3 protein-coding genes are annotated in these 17,909 nt (G+C 70.3%); all 3 read left to right on the forward strand.

What is annotated here, in order from left to right; translation table 11 throughout:
- Position 1 precedes the first annotated feature (1 nt).
- The 3 genes from C8K36_RS06660 (at position 2) to C8K36_RS06670 (ending at position 17,837) form a co-directional block, all read left to right on the forward strand.
- A complete protein-coding gene (locus C8K36_RS06660) occupies positions 2 to 754 on the forward strand; it encodes a succinate dehydrogenase/fumarate reductase iron-sulfur subunit (protein ID WP_107983540.1) in 753 nt (250 codons plus the stop codon).
- Positions 755 to 873: 119 nt separating this feature from the next.
- Entirely contained in the window at positions 874 to 1,215 is a 342-nt protein-coding gene (locus tag C8K36_RS06665; protein ID WP_107983541.1) for a hypothetical protein, read from the forward strand.
- Positions 1,216 to 1,466: 251 nt separating this feature from the next.
- A complete protein-coding gene (locus tag C8K36_RS06670; protein WP_107983542.1) occupies positions 1,467 to 17,837 on the forward strand; it encodes an amino acid adenylation domain-containing protein in 16,371 nt (5,456 codons plus the stop codon).
- Positions 17,838 to 17,909 lie beyond the last annotated feature (72 nt).

Genomic DNA, 17,909 nt, shown 5'->3' on the forward strand with positions numbered 1-17,909 from the left:
GGTGGGATACGACGCGAAGTTCCGGGTCTGGCGCGGCGACGCGGCGGGCGGCGACCTGCGGGACTACACCGTCGAGGTCAACGAGGGGGAGGTCGTCCTCGACATCATCCATCGGATCCAGGCGACGCAATCGGCCGACCTGGCGGTCCGGTGGAACTGCAAGGCGGGCAAGTGTGGATCGTGTTCCGCGGAGATCAACGGCCGGCCCCGGCTGATGTGCATGACGCGGATGTCGACATTCACCGAGGACGAGATCGTGACCGTCACGCCCATGCGGACCTTTCCGGTGATCCGTGACCTCGTGACCGACGTGTCGTTCAACTACACGAAGGCCCGCGAGATCCCGTCGTTCACGCCGCCGCCCGGACTGGCGCCGGGGGAGTACCGGATGAAGCAGGTCGACGTGGAGCGCTCGCAGGAGTTCCGCAAGTGCATCGAGTGCTTCCTCTGCCAGAACACCTGCCACGTGGTGCGCGACCACGAGGAGAACAAGGAAGCCTTCGCGGGTCCGCGCTACCTGATGCGTGTCGCCGAGTTGGAGATGCATCCGCTCGACGTCGCGGATCGCCGCGATGCCGTGCAGGAGGAGTTGGGTCTGGGCCTGTGCAACATCACCAAGTGCTGCACGGACGTGTGCCCGGAGGACATCCACATTACGGACAACGCGCTGATTCCGATGAAGGAACGGGTCGCCGACAAGCGTTACGACCCGGTGGTGTGGTTGGGCAACAAGCTTTTCCGTCGAGGTCGATAGCGCCCGGGGGACGGGCGTTCTGCGGTGGCGGTCAGGCGTGTTGATTCGGTCGCGTGCTTCGGGCGGTGATAATTTCGAATCCCGTAGTTTCGTTCCTCTAAGGAAGTATCGCGCTCCCGATGTCTGTCCTCACCGACCGCCCCACGCCCGACCCCGATTTCGAACCCGAGCCCGCCGCGGAGCGGCCGCCGATTCTCGAAGCGGTGACCGCCTACCTGCGACGCTCGGGCGGAGACGCGTCGATAGCGCTCGGGGCGCTGTCCGTTATCACCTTCTGGACGTTCGGTTTGGGAATCGTCCTCGGCGCGGGGGCGATCGTGTCAGGAGTCGTCGCTGCGCGTGCTCGCACGCCTGACGACGCCGAACCCCGGTCTCTCGAGCCATTGTTCGGAATCCTCAGTGGCGCTCTCGGAGTCGCGGCGGGGTTGACGTTCCTGGCGGTCGCCGGCCCACAGTGGTGAGAGGCGACACGTCGGGTCACGGTTGACCTGTCGCGTCCGCGCGGCCGACGCGAAATCGTCACTCGCGTGCCCACGGAGGTCCGCCGTATCGTGAGTGCAATGACGAATATCGACGCAATTCCCGCGTCGGCGAGCGTTCTCAGCGCTCCCCGCGTGGATGGTCGGCACACGAGGCCCTGATCGAGGAGTGCCGTCGGGCCTCAGGCCCGAGGATCGGACCGACAGGTTCGTGAAAAGGTGCGGTTCTGCTGATGGAGCTTCCGTTTCGAGTCGATGCGACGCCCGGCGTGACGGACGTCGATGATCGCCTGCCGGGAGCGTTCGACCCGGCGCAGGTCATGCCGCTCACGCCGGCGCAGACAGGCCAGTGGCTGGCCCAGGAACTCGATCCCTCGGTGCCGATGTCCGTCGCTCAATTCATCGACATCCGAGGGCGCCTCGATGTCGACATTCTTTCGCGGGTCGCCTCCGAGGCGGCCCGCGAATTCGGTTCGGGCCGGATTCGTCTCGTTCTTCTCGATTCGACGCCGCACCAGATCGTCGATCCCGCGGTCGAGACCGGGACTCGCCTGATCGATTTGCGTGGCGACCCGAACCCGGCCGCCGCGGCGCACGAGTGGATGCGCCACGACGTCGAGGCGCCCCTCGATCTCCTCCGGGACCGGCTTGCCGTGTCGGCGCTGCTGCAGATCGCCGACGAACACTACTTCTGGTACACCCGCAGCCACCACATCGTGCTCGACGGCGTCGGTGCCGCGACGCTCATGTACCGCGCCGCCGATCTCTACAACGCCGCGACCTCGGGGACACCGCCACCGCCTGCAACCGCCGACGACCTGCCGAAGGTGCATGCGGCGGAGGCGAAATACGTCGGTTCGTCCCGTTGGGAGGGCGACCGCAGGTACTGGCTCGAACGAACGTCGGGTATGCCCGAACGATGCAGTCTGTCGCCGCGATCGGCCGCAGCTGTCGCGTCCAGCCGGGACGTCGGGGCAGTCCTCGACGACGACGTCTGCGCCGCGCTGGCCGACGCCCGATCCCGCTACGGGGTGAGTACCGCCGTCCTGGTGGCCGCGGCGATCGCCGCCTACACCGCGCGGCACACCGGCGGCCGGGACATCATGCTCAGTCTGCCGGTCTCCTCTCGGACCACCGCCGTGCTCCGGCGCTCGGGGGGCACCCTCGCGAATGTCGTTCCGCTGCGCTTCGACGTCGCGACCACGACCACGGTCGGAGAACTGATCGCCGATGCCGGGCGGGAACTGTCGGGGGCGCTGCGGCATCAGCGATATCGGCACGAGGATCTGCGCCGGGATCGAGGGGAACGCGGCCGCGGCCGCGGCTTCGCGGGGCCGCTGCTCAATCTCATGCTCTTCCCGACGGAGTTGCGCCTCGGTGACACGGCGACATCCCTCGAGGTGCTCTCCTCCGGTCCGATCGAGGATCTGCTCGTCAACGTCTATCAGCACGGCGCGAACGGACCCGTCCGGCTCGACTTCAAGGCGAATCCGCGGTTGTACGACGATGCAATCTTGCGCCGGCACTACGGGCGGTTCGGCAGGCTCCTGCGCGGGCTGCTGGATGCCGACCCCGGAATGTCGGTCGGAGAGTTGCCGGTCGTCGACGAGCAGGAGGCTGCCCGTGCCCTGGCGGCTCCGCACGCGCCCGCCAGCCACGACGGCGCCCCGATTCCCGAGTCGGTCGTTCGTTGGGCTGAGGAGAATGCCGACCGCGTCGCGGTCGTGTCCGACGGACACTCGCTCACTTACCGGGAGCTGACGTCCCGCGCGAATCGTCTTGCACGACAATTGCTCGCGCTCGGAGTGGGGCCCGAGGAGCCCGTCGGGGTCATTCTGGACCGCGACGCCGACCTGATCGTCGCGCTGCTCGCGGTCCTGCTCGCCGGCGGCGCATACGTTCCGATCGAGTCCGGCACGCCGCGGGCGCGGCGCGACTACGTGCTGGCCGACGCACACGTGCGTTGCGTGCTGACCACCTCCGAGGTCGCCGACGACCTGAGCCGACAGGGGATCGCCTTCGTCGTCCTCGACGATCCGGTCACCCGGGGCCGGCTCGCAACCCTGCCGGACGGCCCGATCACCGTCGCCGAGCGTCCCGGACCGCTGCGACCCGCCAACGCCGCGTACACGATCTACACGTCGGGTTCGACGGGGCGTCCGAAGGGCGTGCGGGTGAGTCATCGCAGCGCCGCCGATTTGCTCGCCAACGCCGCCGCCGCGTTCGCGATCGACGACTCGGACGTGTGGACGATGTTCCACTCGTACGCCTTCGACTTCTCGGTGTGGGAGATCTGGGGTGCGTTGACCACCGGCGGCGCCCTCGTCGTGGTGGATCAGGACACCGTCCGCGCACCGGAGGCCTTCGTCGAACTGCTCCGCCGCGAGCACGTCACCGTCCTCAACCAGACACCCGCCGCGTTCTTCCAGCTGGCGGAGGCCGAGCGTGCCACAGAGTCGGACCTACCGGACCTGCGGCGGGTGTTCGTCGGCGGTGACGGGTACGACCAGCGCCGGATGTGCGACTGGCTGGAACGGCACGACGCACCGGCGTCGCTGGTGAGCGTCTACGGCATCACGGAGACGACGGTCTTCCTCAGCCAGTGTCCGATGACGCCCGAACTCGCGGCGTCCGGTGAGGGCAACGTCATCGGACGCGGGCTGCCCGGGGTGCGGCTGTACCTGCTGGACCGGTGGCTCCACCCGGTGCCGGTCGGTGTCGTCGGCGAGCTCTACGCCGGCGGCACACAGGTGGCCCGCGGGTACGTCGGACGCGCCGGGCTCACGGCCGAGCGAATCGTCGTCGACCCGTTCGCGCGTGACGGCACCCGGATGTACCGGTCCGGTGATCTCGCGCGCTGGGACGAGCAGGGGCGACTGGTGTTCGTGGGGCGCGGCGACTTCCAGGTGCAGGTACGCGGGTTCCGGGTCGAACCAGGTGAGATCGAGGCCGCGCTCGTGGACTGCCCGGGCGTCGCGCACGCGGTGGTCGTGCCGGTGCGCGACGGCGACGAACCGGTCCGGTTGGCGGGCTACGTGGTGCCGGAGGCCGGTGTGGTCGTCGGCGCCGCAGAGGTTCGCGAGCACCTGCGGGGGCGCCTCGCGTCGTACATGCTCCCGGCGGCCGTCACGATTCTCGAGCGGCTGCCCCTGACCGTGAACGGCAAGGTGGACCGGAAGGCGTTGCCGGCGCCCGATTTCGGGGCCGGATCCGGTCACGGTCGAGCACCGAACGGGGTTGCCGAGGAGACCCTCGCCGGCCTGTTCTGTCAGGTTCTCGGGGTCGACACGGTCGATGCCGAGGACTCGTTCTTCGCGCTCGGCGGCGATTCGATCATGGCGATTCAGCTGGTCTCGCGAGCACGTGAGGCGGGGCTGACACTGACCCCGCACGACGTGTTCGAGCAACTGTCCGTAGCCGGACTCGCGGCGGTGGCGAAGGTCGTCGAGCGCCCCGGCGCAGCACCGGAGGCGGAGTCCGGCGGCGTCGGGCGGGTGGAGGCGACACCGATCGTCCGCTGGCTCCTCGAACGCGGCGGACCGTGGCAGCGTCTGTCCCAATCGGTCTGTGTCGCCCTGCCGCCGGGCGTGCGGGACAGCGATCTCCTCGCGGCAGTGCAAGCACTGCTCGACCGGCACGACATGCTCCGGGCCCGGTTCGCCGACGGCGTGTTCGACGTCCCGACCCCGGGGGCGGTCACTGCCGACGACGTCGTGCGCAGGTTGCGGGTCCCGGAGGGCGATGTCGCGGCACTGGCACGTGCGCGGGACGCCGCGACCAATTCTCTTGATCCGGGCGCAGGAAGGATGCTCGCGGTCGCCTGGTGCGATGCAGGCCCCGGACGCCCCGGGCGGCTCGTGCTCGTCGTTCATCACCTCGTGGTCGACGGGGTGTCGTGGCGAATCCTGTTGCCGGACCTGGCGACTTCGTGGCAGCAGGCGACGGTTGGACAGGTGCCGCTGCTGCCCACCGTCGGCACCTCGATGCGGAGGTGGTCCGCGGCGCTCGTCGAACGCGCGGGAGGCGACCACGCCGCCGAGATCGCCTACTGGCGGAATGTGCTCGTCGGTGCCGATCCGCCGCTCGGCACCCGACCCCTGGACCCCGGCCTCGACGTCGCGTCGACGGTCGAGACCGTGCTCGTCGACCTTCCGGGCGCGGTCACCGAGGCGCTCTCGACCGTGGTCCCGGAGTCGGTGCACGGCACCGTCAACGATGCGATGATCGCCGGGGTCGCTCTGGCCACGGCCCGCTGGCGGGGCACGTCCGACGTCCTCGTCGGCGTCGAGGCACACGGCCGCGAGGACGACGTGCTCCCGGGTGCGGATCTGTCGCGGACCGTCGGATGGTTCACGACGGTCCATCCCGTCCGGGTGGACCTGTCGGGCATCGACCTCGACGCGGTGTTCGCGGCAGCGCCCGAGGCGATCCGGGCCCTCGCGACCGTCAAGGAGCAACTTCGCACCGCACCCGACCACGGCCTGGGCTACGGCGTGCTGCGGTATCTCGCCGACCGACCGGACGGCGCGGGCGCGCTGTCGGGTCTGCGTGAGCCGCAGATCAGCGTCAACTATCTGGGCCGGATCGCGACCGCACCCCACGGCGACGGGGCCGCGGCGTGGTTGCCCGTCGACGACCTCGGCGACCTGGGCGCCGGGGTGGACCCCGGCGCGCCCGCCGGCGAGGCCCTCGACATCAACCTCATCACCGTCGACACCGCGTCCGGTCCGGTGCTGCGGGCGAGTTTCGCGTATCCGGCGGGCGTGCTCGACAGGGCTCGGGTGACCGAACTCGCGGATCGCTGGCAGGCCGCCTGCGGGGCGCTGGCGGAAGCAGGATCCCGTCCCGGAGTGGGTGGCCTGACCCCGTCGGATCTGACGGCCGACGGAATCGACCAGTCGACAATCGTCCGTCTCGAACAGGAGCACCCCGGGCTGGCCGACGTGTGGCCGCTGTCCCCGCTGCAGGCAGGACTGCTGTTCCAGACCCAGTTGGCCGGCGACGACCACGACCCGTACCTCGTCCAACTCGAATTCGACCTGCGCGGGCGGGTCGACGCCGATCGCCTGCGCCGGTCGGTGCAGGCCCTGCTCGACCGGCACGAGATCCTGCGGGTCTCGTTCACCGCCGGCCCCGACGGTGATCCGGTGCAACTGGTGCCGGATCGAGTCGAACTTCCTTGGGCGCAAGCCGATCTCGACGAACCGCTCGAGGTCGAGCGAGTGCTTGTGAACGATCGGGCCCGGCAGTTCGACATGAGCGCGGCGCCACTGCTGCGTGGGCTGTTGATACGTACGGGATCCGATCGGCACCGACTGGTCCTGACGTATCACCACATCCTGCTCGACGGATGGTCCGTACCACTGCTGGTCCGTGAACTGCTCGCGCTGTATGCCTCGAACGAGTCTGCGGGGCTACCGGCGGCGCCGTCGTTCCGGAACTATCTGACGTGGCTCGGCACCGTCGACACGTCCGCGTCCACATCGCGGTGGGCGGAGGTTCTCGCCGGCGTCGACGAGCCCACACTGCTCGGCCCGTCCGCGCGCGGACGGCAACTACCGACTGTCCCGCTGGGCGAGCGACTCCGACTCGGTGCGGAGGAGACCGCCCGACTCGACGCTGCCGCCCGCGCGCGCGGTGTCACCCTCAGCACGATCGTGCGGGCGGCGTGGGGAATCGTACTGGGCGCGTGGACAAGACGCGACGACGTCGTGTTCGGCGCGATCGTCTCCGGCAGGCCCCCACAGATCGACGGCATCGAGTCGATGGTCGGCCTCTTCATCAACACGATTCCGGTGCGGGTGCGACTGAGGCCTGGGGAGACCCTCGGGGCGCTGCTCGACCGGTGCCAGGCCGAGCAGACCGCCCTGCTCGACCACGAGCACGTCGGACTGGCCGACATCGAGCGCGCGACCGGTGCGGCGGTTCTCTTCGACACCATCACGGTGTTCGAGTCCTATCCCGTCGACCGCGGGGGTCTGACCGCGGACACCGACATCGCGGGCGTGCGGGTCGGCGACGTCACCGTGCGCGACGCGACGCACTACCCGTTCGCCCTGGCCGCGACGGTGAACGACGGACTCGAGGTTCGAATCGACTATGCCCCCGGCCTGTTCGAGCGCGCCGACGTCGAGGCTGTGTCCGAGCGACTGGGCCGCGTGCTGCGGACGATCGCCGCCGACGTCGACATCACGCTGGCAGAACTGCAGTTGCTCTCCGACGAGGAGTACCGGCTTCTCACCCCCGTCCACGGACGACCGGGACCGCCCCGGAGGACGCTCGCACGCATCCTCACCGATGCCGCGACGGTCGACCCCGCCGCACCCGCGCTGACCTGTGGCGACCGGACCATCACCTACCGCGACCTCGATGCGGTGTCGAACCGGATGGCGCGGTGGCTGATCGCGGACGGCGTGGGCCCCGAGAGCGTGGTGGCGCTCGGGCTCACCCGCTCGGTCGAGTTCGTGCAGGCCGTGTGGGCGGTCGCGAAGACCGGCGCCGCGTTCGTGCCGGTCGATCCGACGTATCCCGCGGATCGGATTTCGCACATGCTCGGCGACTCGGGCGCCCTCGCGGGCCTGACGGTGCGCGCGCACCGTGCGATGCTGTCGGACGAGGTGCCCTGGCGGGAGCTGGACGCCGACGACTACCGGTCCGGGCTCGCCCGTTTCGCGGACCATCCGGTGACCGACGCCGACCGCACCGCGACGGTCCGGATCGACAACGCCGCCTATCTGATTTACACGTCGGGATCGACGGGTACCCCGAAGGGCGTCGTGCTCACCCACCGCGGGCTCGGGAACCTGGTAGCGCAGGAACGGGAAAGCCTCACCGTCACCGCCGATTCGAGGGTGTCGCAGTTCACGTCGCCGAGCTTCGACGCCTCGGTGTTCGAACTGCTGATGGCCTTCGGATCGGGCGCACACCTGATGATCGCGCCGCCGGACGTGCTCGGCGGGCCGGACCTGGCCCGGCAACTCGCCGGTGACCGCGACACCCACGCGTTCTTCACCCCGAGCGTTCTCGACTCGTTCGAGCCGGACGGACTCGACGCACTGCAATCGCTCGCGCTCGCGGGGGAGCGGTGCCCACCCGAACTCGTGGGGCGATGGGCGACCGAGCGGCACCTGTTCAACGCGTACGGGCCCACCGAGGGCACCATCATGTCGAACATCGCCGGTCCGCTGGCACCCGACGAGCCGGTCACGATCGGTGGTCCGACACTCGGTTTCGTCGAGTTGGTGCTCGATGCGCGACTGCAGCCCGTCCCGATCGGCATCCCCGGTGAGCTGTATCTCGGCGGCCCCGCCATCGCCCGCGGCTACCACCGTCGACCGTCCCTCACCGCCGAACGCTTCGTCGCGAGCCCGTTCGTCTCGGACACCGAGCACCCCACCGAGGAGGACGAGGGCACGATGCCCGGCGACCGCCTCTACCGCACCGGCGACATCGTGCGATGGAAGCAGACCGAGGCGGGCCTCGTTCTCGAGTATCTGGGGCGCAGCGACTTCCAGGTCAAGGTCCGCGGGTTCCGGATCGAGCTGGGGGAGATCGACGCCGCCCTCGCCGAGCATCCCGGAGTCGAGTTCGCGGCAACTCTCGGCCGGACCGCCCCGTCCGGGGAGTCCGTGTTGGTGTCGTACGTGCGGTCGGGCGACGACCCGGCCGTCGATGCCGCCGAGCTGACCCGACACCTGGCGGCCCGTCTGCCCGCGCACATGGTGCCTGCACTGATCGTGTCGATCGACGACGTGCCGCTCACCCCCGCCGGCAAGCTCGACCAGAAGGCTCTGCCGCAGCCCCATTTTCCGAGCCGGGCGGACACCACCGTGCCGTCGGCACCTACACCGGTCGAGGAAATCGTCGCCGAGCACCTGCGTGTGGTTCTGGGGATCGACCGGATCGGTCTCGACGACAGCTTCTTCGACCTCGGCGGCAACTCTCTCATGGCCACCCGGGTGATCCGGCGTCTCGACGCCGCGCTCGACGCGGACCTCGACGTGCGCGCCCTGTTCGAGGCGCCGACGGTGCGCGGACTCGCCGCGCTGGCGCAGCGGACTGCCGGCGACGCCCACAGGCCGGTGCTGCGCGCCTATCCGTGGCCGCAGGTGCTTCCGCTGTCGTCGGCGCAGTTGCGGATGTGGTCGATCAATCAACTCGATCCCGAGTCGCCTGCCTACAACATCGTGATGGCGGTACGACTGCACGGCGACCTCGACGTCGAAGCCCTCCTCGCGGCCGTCGGTGACGTCGTGGAACGGCACGCGAGCCTGCGCACCACCTACCCAGTGGTGGACGGCACGCCCGCGCAGAAGATCGTCGATGCCGCCGAGTTGGCGGCCCCGGCAGTGCTGTCGGTCGTGGACGACGAGGAACTGACACACCTGCTGGAGTTCGCATCCGGGGGTTTCGATGTCAGCCGGGAGGTGCCGCTGCGTGCCGAATTGCTCCGGGTCTCCGCCACCGAACACGTCCTCGTGGTGGTGGCCCACCACATCAGCGCCGACGGGTTCTCGATGACGGCGTTGGGTCGGGACGTGCTGCGCGCCTACGAGTCCCGACGCGAAGGGGTCGCGCCGCCCTGGGAGCCTCCCGAGGTGACCTACGTCGACTTCGCGCTGTGGCAGCGGGACCTGCTCGGTTCGCCCGACGATCCCGGATCGTTGTACAGCCGCCAACTCGACTACTGGCGTCGCATCCTCGACGGCGTACCGGATTTCCTGCCGCTGCCCACGGACCGGCCCAGGCCGGCCAGGCAGTCGCTGCGTGGCGCCACCGTCGGCTTCGTCATCGACGGTGACCAGCGCGCTGCGCTCGCCGACCTCGCGCACCGCGGCAACGCCACGATGTTCATGGTCGCCCACGCCGCCCTCGCGGTTCTCGTGGCACGGATGGCGAGTACCGACGACGCCGTGATCGGCACTCCGGTGTCCGGGCGCGGGGAGGCCGCGCTCGACGACGTCGTCGGGATGTTCGTCGGAACCCTGGTGCTGCGCACCCCGATGGACCTCGGGGACGGATTCGCCGACGTCCTCCACCGGGTCCGGGACACGGATCTGGGTGCCTTCGCGCACACCGATCTGCCGTTCGAACGCCTGGTGGACGAGTTGGCTCCGGTGCGGTCGACGTCGTACGCGCCGCTGTTCCAGGTCCTGATCGAATACCGCACCGACATGTCGGGGAGCCTGCGGCTGCCCGGCATCGACGTCGAACCCGTCACCCACGACCTCGGGATCTCGAAGTTCGATCTGCAGCTGAGCGTGTCGGACATCGCAGGGGCCGAAGGCGCCCCCGCGGGAATGCGTTTCGACCTCACCTACGCCACCGATCTGTGGGATGCGACAACCGCGGAGGGCTTCGCGGAACGACTGCGCCGCATCCTCGCTGCGGCGGCGTTCGCGCCGCACCGACCGGTCGGCGACGTGGACCTGCTCACCGCTGGTGAAAGGGAGTCCCTCACCGCGCCTGCCACCGGCGGCGTCGACATCGGCGGGACCACTCTCGCGGACGTGTTCGGTGATACCGCACGTCGGTGCGGTGCCGCGCGCGCCGTCGCGGCGGGCGAGGCCACGTGGACGTACGACGATCTCGCGGCCTCGGGTAACCGCCTGGCCCGTCTGCTCGTCGCGCGCGGAGTCGGTCCGGAATCCGTCGTCGCGCTGGCGCTGCCCCGGTCGCCCGAGATGATCGCGGCGATCGTGGCCGTCACCGTTGCGGGCGGTGCCTACCTCCCCGTCGATCTCGGTTCACCGCCCGACCGGATCGCCCTCGTCCTCGGCGACGCCGAACCGGCGTGTGTCGTCACGACGACCGGCGCACGCGGCGGGCTCGGCGACGTCGCGATGCCTGTCGTGGTGCTCGACGACGCCGAGACCGCGTCGGCGTTGGACGCGATGTCCCCACGACCGCTCGGGGATGCCGATCGGGTGGCGCCCCTGCACCCGTCGAACACCGCGTACGTCATCTACACCTCCGGGTCGACGGGGCGGCCGAAGGGTGTGCAGGTGTCGCACCACAGCGCTGTCGGACTGCTCGCGAACGGCCGGCAGATCTTCGGCTTCGGAGCCTCCGATGCGTGGGCGATGTTCCACTCCTTCGCGTTCGACGTCTCGGTGTGGGAGGTGTGGGGCCCACTGTCGACCGGCGCCGTGTCGGTCCTCGTCGACGCTGTCACCGCGCGCTCGCCCGAGAGCTTCGTGGACCTCCTGCGCCGCGAGAACGTGACGATCCTGAACCAGACGCCGGCGGCCTTCTACCAGATCGTCGCGGCAGAATCCCTCGACGACCTCGCGCTGCGGTATGTCTTCGTCGGCGGTGAAGAACTCGCGCTCGAACAGGTGGAACGCTGGTACGGCCGGCGGCCCGACACGACCGACTCGGTGATCGAGATGTACGGCGTCACCGAGGCCACCGTCATCGACAGCACCGCGACCCTTCCTCGTGAGAACCTCGCGGACATTCCTGCCTCCGTCATCGGCCATCCGATGCCGGCTGTCGCACTGCACGTGCTCGACGACAGGCTGCATCCCGTCCCGGACGGTGTCGTCGGCGGTATCTACGTCGCGGGCAACGCGGTCGCGCGCGGATATGTGCGACGTCCCGGGCTCACGGCGGCGCGCTTCGTCGCCTCGCCGTTCGCGGACGGTCGGCGTATGTACCGGACCGGTGACCTGGGCCGCCGCTGCGCGGACGGACAGCTCGAGTTCCTGGGCCGCAGCGACTTCCAGGTGCAGGTCCGAGGATTCCGCGTCGAACTCGGCGAGATCGAGTCGGCGCTGCTGCGGTGTGAGGGCGTCGCGCGCGCCGTGGTGGTCGCCCGGCGCGCCGAGGGTTCCGTCGGTGCGCGGGTGATCGGATACGTCGTGCCGATGATGGGCCACGACCTCGAACCGGCGCGCGTGCGGGAACGGGCGGGCGAGTTGCTGCCGGAATACATGGTGCCCGCGTCGGTGACGGTGCTCGACGAACTGCCGCTCACCGTCAACGGCAAGGTGGACCGGAAGGCGCTGCCCGACCCCGACTTCGGCGCCGGCGCCACCGGCGGCCGCGCGCCGGAGGGCGACGTGGAAGAAGCACTGGCCACGCTGTTCGCGCAGGTCCTGGAAGTGCCGGCCGTCGCCGCGGACGACTCGTTCTTCGCCCTCGGCGGCGACTCGATCATGGTGATCCAGCTGGTGGCTCGCGCGCGGGAGAGTGGACTGACGCTCACGCCGCAGGACGTGTTCGAGTACCCCACCGTCGGGCGCCTGGCCCGGGCGGTGCGGGCCGACGAGGCGGGCGGATCGGTTCTGGACGAACTGGACGGCGGCGGTGTCGGACGGATCGAACCCACCCCGATCGTGCGGTGGCTCGCGGAGCGAGGCGACGCATGGGACCACTTCTCGCAGTCGATGACGGTGGCCGTTCCCGCGGAGGTGAATGCCGCCGATCTCGAGGTCGCAGTGCAGGCGCTGCTGGATGCGCACGATCTGCTGCGGGCGGTGCGTGTCGGGTCCGGGCGGGCCATGCACCTCGACGTCCCCGCACCGGGGGCCGTCCCGGCGGCGCGGTGCTTGCGGCGAGTCGACTGCACCGCGGTCGCGGAGGATGCGGACATCGACGCGGCCGCGGCCTGGGAACGCATCGCGGCAGTGGGACGCCTCGATCCGGCGGCCGGGCAGATGCTCGAGGTGGTGTGGTGCGACGCCGGGACCGCGCGACCCGGCCGGTTGGCCGTGGCGATCCACCACCTCGCCGTCGACGGTGTGTCCTGGCGAATCCTGCTGTCGGACCTGATGTCCGCATGGCAGCAGATCCGTGCGGGCGAGGTCCCGCAGTTGCCGCCGGTCGGCACGTCGATGCGCACGTGGGCCCACGCGCTGTCGGGCGCGGCCCGCGGTGGCGACCGCGCCGACGAGATCGACTGGTGGACCGCAGCTCTCGATCCCCCCGATCCGTCGCTCGGGGCCCGGCGCTTCGACCCCGACCTCGACACCACCACATGTCAGTCGACGCGGACGCTCACCGTCGGCCTCACCCGGTGTCTGCTGCAGCGGCTACCCGAGGCGTACCGTGCGACGCCCGCCGACGCCGTCCTGTACGCAACCGTGTCGGCCATCGGCGGGTGGCCGCGCTGGGACGAGGATCGGACGAGCGTGGTCGTCGGTGTCGAGGGCCACGGCCGCGAGGAACAGGTGGTGCCCGGCGCCGACTTGTCCCGCACCGTCGGGTGGTTCACGACCGTCTTCCCCGTCCGGTTCGATGTGACCGGAATCGATCGCGGTGACGTCGGCGCGGTGCTGAAGACCGTGAAGGAACAGGTGCGGGCGGTCCCGGACCACGGCATCGGGTACGGCATGCTTCGCTACCTCGACGACGAGGCCTCCCCGGCGCTGGCAGCGCTCGAGGACCCGCAGATCTCGGTGAACTACCTCGGCCGGGTCGGCGCGGGCGGCGTACCGGGCTGGACCGTCGCGGGCGGAGGGGAGGACGACTCCCCGGTCGGGAACGGTCCCGTGCCGAGCGCACTCGCCGTCGACGCCGTCGTCTCCGACGGTCCGGACGGCCCCCGGCTGAGCGCGACGATCCGATACGTGCCGACCGTGCTCGACGCCGATGCGGCGGAGGAGTTCGCGGCGCGGTGGGAGCGGGCGATGGAGGTACTGGGAGAACACCTCGGGCCCCCCGACGTCGGCGGTCTCACCCCGTCCGATCTGGATCTCGTCGCCGCGACGCAGCGGGAGATCACCCGCTGGGAGCGCACGCATCCGGGCACCGTCGATGTGTGGCCGCTCTCGCCGCTGCAGGAGGGGCTGTTCTTCCACGCGCTGCTCTCGGCGGGCGATGTGGACGCCTATCACGTGCAACTCGTGCTGACGCTCGACGGCGACCTCGACGAGGACCGGCTCGCGGGCGCTGCGCAGGTCCTCATGGAGAGGCATGCCACCCTGCGTACCGCCTTCGACAACCGGGACGACGGAGCCGTGGTGCAGTTGCTGCTGCGGCACGTACCCGTCGACTGGACGGGCGTGGACGCCGCGACGGACACCGAGGCCGATCGCATCGTCGAGTCGGACCAACGCCGCAACTTCGACATGCGCGGCACTCCGCTGATCCGATTCCTGCTGATCCGTCTCGGCGCCGGCCGGTTCCGGCTGGTGGTCGCCAACCACCACAGCATCCTCGACGGCTGGTCGATGCCGCTGCTCATCGCCGACCTGTTCGAGCTGTACGCGGCGGGCGGAGCGGATCCAGGGCGCGCCCTCGTGCCCTATCGGGACTATCTCGCGTGGCTGGCGGCGCGCGACGTCCCGGCCGCCGAGCGCGCGTGGGCGGGTGCGCTGTCCGGGTTGTCCGGCCCCACTCTCGTCGCCGCGCACACCGCGGGCCGGCAGTTGTCGGCGACCGCGAGCGAGTCGGTGCCGCTGGATGATTCGACCGCCGAGGCTCTCGCCCGAACCGCCGAGCGGGTAGGAGTCACGCTCAACACCGTCCTGCAGGCCGCGTGGGGAATCCTTCTCGGCCAGATGACGGCGGGAGCCGATCCGGTCTTCGGGACGACAATCTCGGGTCGGCCGCCTGCCGTCGAGGGTGTCGAGGCGATGGTGGGCCTGTTCATCAACACCGTGCCCGTGCGGGTGCGTCTGGACCCTCGGGAGACCGTGCAGCAGTTGCTGGTGCGCCTGCAATCCGAGCGGACCCGGCTGATGCCCCACGAGTACCTCGGGCTCACCGACATCCAGCAGGCCGCCGGTTTCGGCGTGCTGTTCGACACCGCGATGGTGTTCGAGTCGTATCCGATGGACCTCAGCGCGCTGGCCCGGCTGACCGAGCGGACCGGGCTACGGGTCACCGACTTGACCGGCAACGACTCGACCCACTACCCGTTGTCGCTGATGGCGTTCGAGGACACGGAACTGCGCCTGCGGCTGCGTTACTCGCCCGATGCGGTCGACCCCGCGGAGGTCACCGACTTGGCCCGACGGCTCGGCCGGGTGGTCTCCGACATCGCGCACCGGCCGTCGATCCCGGTCGGGCACATCGACCTCCTCGGCGACACGCGCCGCACCGAACTCGTCGACGTCGCGGACGGCACCGGGGTCGCGCCGACCACGTGGCCGACAATCCTCGAGCAAGCGGCGGCACGCGATCCCGGCGCCGTGGCGTTGCGGTGGCAGGGATCCGATGTCACCTACCGCGAACTCGACGAACAGTCGACCCGCCTGGCGCGGGAACTGATCTCGCGGGGTGTCGGCCCGGAGGACTTCGTGCCCGTGGCGGTGCCCAGATCGGCGGAGTCGGTGACCGCGACGTGGGCGGTCGCCAAGACCGGCGCCGCCCCGGTTCCGATCGACCCCAAACTGCCGGCGGGCCGCATCGAGTACATGCTCGGCGACTGCGCAGCGGCAGTCGGGCTCACCGCGACCACGGACCACGCGCTACCCGGGACCCTCGAGTGGGTTGCCCTCGATCACCTCGACACGGATGCGCGACCGAGCACGCCGATCCGTGACGACGAACGCACCCACCCGATTCGGCCCAGTGACCCCGCCTACCTGATCTACACGTCCGGGTCGACCGGCACCCCCAAGGGCGTCGTCGTCACCCACACCGGCCTGCCGCACCTCACCGCCGCGCAGGTCCGCCACCAGCACGCGTCGCCGGCGTCTCGGATCCTCCACGTCTGCTCGCCCAGCTTCGACGTCTCGATCCTGGAGTTGATGCTGGCGTTCGGGTCCGGGGCGACGCTGGTGGTGGCCCCGCCGGACATGTACGCGGGCGCCGAACTGGCGGAGTACGCGCGCGCGGAACACGTGACGCACCTGCTGGTGACACCCGCGGTGTGCGGCACGATCGACCCGATGTCGGTGCCCGACGTCCAGGTCGTCGAGGTCGGCGGCGAGTTGTTCGGGGCCGAACTCGTCGACGCGTGGGCGGGCCGGACGTGCCTGCTCAACGCCTACGGGCCGACCGAATGCACGGTGTGCGTGACGGTCAGTGGTGCGCTCGAATCCGGCATGCCCATCACGATGGGCGCGCCGCTCCCGCGCTCGGGTGTCGGCGCGGTCGTTCTGGACTGCTGGCTGCGGCCCGTCCCGGACGGCGAGGAGGGTGAGCTGCACCTGTTCGGTCCCGGACTGGCCCGCGGTTACCGGGGGCAGGCGGCGTTGACCTCCGAGCGTTTCGTGGCAAACCCGTTCGGCGCGAACGGCTCCCGGATGTATCGCACCGGGGATCTCGTCCGCAGGTGCGGATCGGAGGGCTTCCAGTACGTGGGCCGCACAGATTTCCAGATCAAGATCCGCGGGCTGCGCATCGAGATCGGCGACGTCGACGCGGCGCTGATTGCTCATCCCGACGTGGAGTTCGCGGCCTCGCTCGGACATCACGCCCCGAACGGGGAGACCGTGCTGGTCTCGTACGTGCGCTTGGCGCCGGACAGTGTCGCCGACGCGGCCGGGCTGCGGAAGTTCGCGGCCACGTCGCTGCCCGCGTACATGGTGCCGTCCGCGATCACCGTGCTGGACGAGGTGCCGATGAACTCCAACGGCAAGCTCGACCGCGCCGCGCTGCCCGACCCCGTCTTCACCGCCGGCGCGTACCGGGCACCCGTCACGCCCGTCGAGACGGTGCTCGCCGACGTGTTCGCCGACGTCCTCGGCGCCGAACGGGTGGGTGTCGACGACAGCTTCTTCGAGTTGGGAGGCAATTCGCTCAGCGCGGTCCGGGTGGTGGCCGAGGTGCAGTCGAGGCTCGGGAAACCACTGCCGATGCAGTGGTTGTTCGGCGATCCCACCCCCGCGGCGATCGCCGCCCGGGTCGAGGGCGGCGACGCGCCCGATCCGGCGCGGCAACTGCTGCTCCGGATGCGCGGCGGCGACGGGGCCGCCCCGCTGATCCTGGTGCACCCGGCGATCGGATTGTCCTGGTGCTACACCGGACTCGTGCCGTACGTGCCGCCGTCCCGGCCCGTGTACGGGCTGCAGTCGCCGGGCACCGTCGACGGTGGCCACGTCGCGGCGACGATCGAGGACCTGGCGAGCGACTACGTCGACCGGATCCGAGAGGTCCAGCCGCACGGTCCGTACCACCTGCTGGGCTACTCGGTGGGCGGTGCGATCGCGCACGCGATGGCCGTGCGACTGCGTGACCTCGGCGAGGACGTCGGCGCCCTCGTCATGCTCGACACCCAGACGGCCGATTCGGTGCCGGAGGAGGCGCGGACGCCGAGTCTCGGGATGCTGTTCGCCGAGTTCGCGGGTCTCGAGTCGTCGGCCAGCGGCGACGGCGACCTCACTCCCGAGCGTGCCGTGCAGTTGCTCCGTGACGACGAGGGGCCGTACTCCGCGCTCACCGCGGACGACGTCCGGCGTCTCTACGCCGACTACGTGCACACCATCGCGTTGGGACAGGCGTATCGGCCGCGGGTGTTCGACGGCGACCTCGTCTACATCGCGGCAGCCGACGGCGGGGGAGGGGGGTCGCCGACACCGTGGAATCGCTTCGTCTCCGGCGCCGTCCACACGCACCCCGTCGAGCACACCCACAACCGGCTCACCACGCCGGAGGCGATCGCGGTGATCGGGCCGATCGTCGGCAGCTGGCTGGACGGCGAATCCCGATGATCTTGCGGGGCAACCGCAACCGATGGTTTGATTGTCGGCAGCGCCGCGTGCCGATGACGGACCGCGTCAGGC

The organism is Rhodococcus sp. OK519 (assembly GCF_003051005.1).
Classification (GTDB): Bacteria; Actinomycetota; Actinomycetes; order Mycobacteriales; family Mycobacteriaceae; genus Prescottella.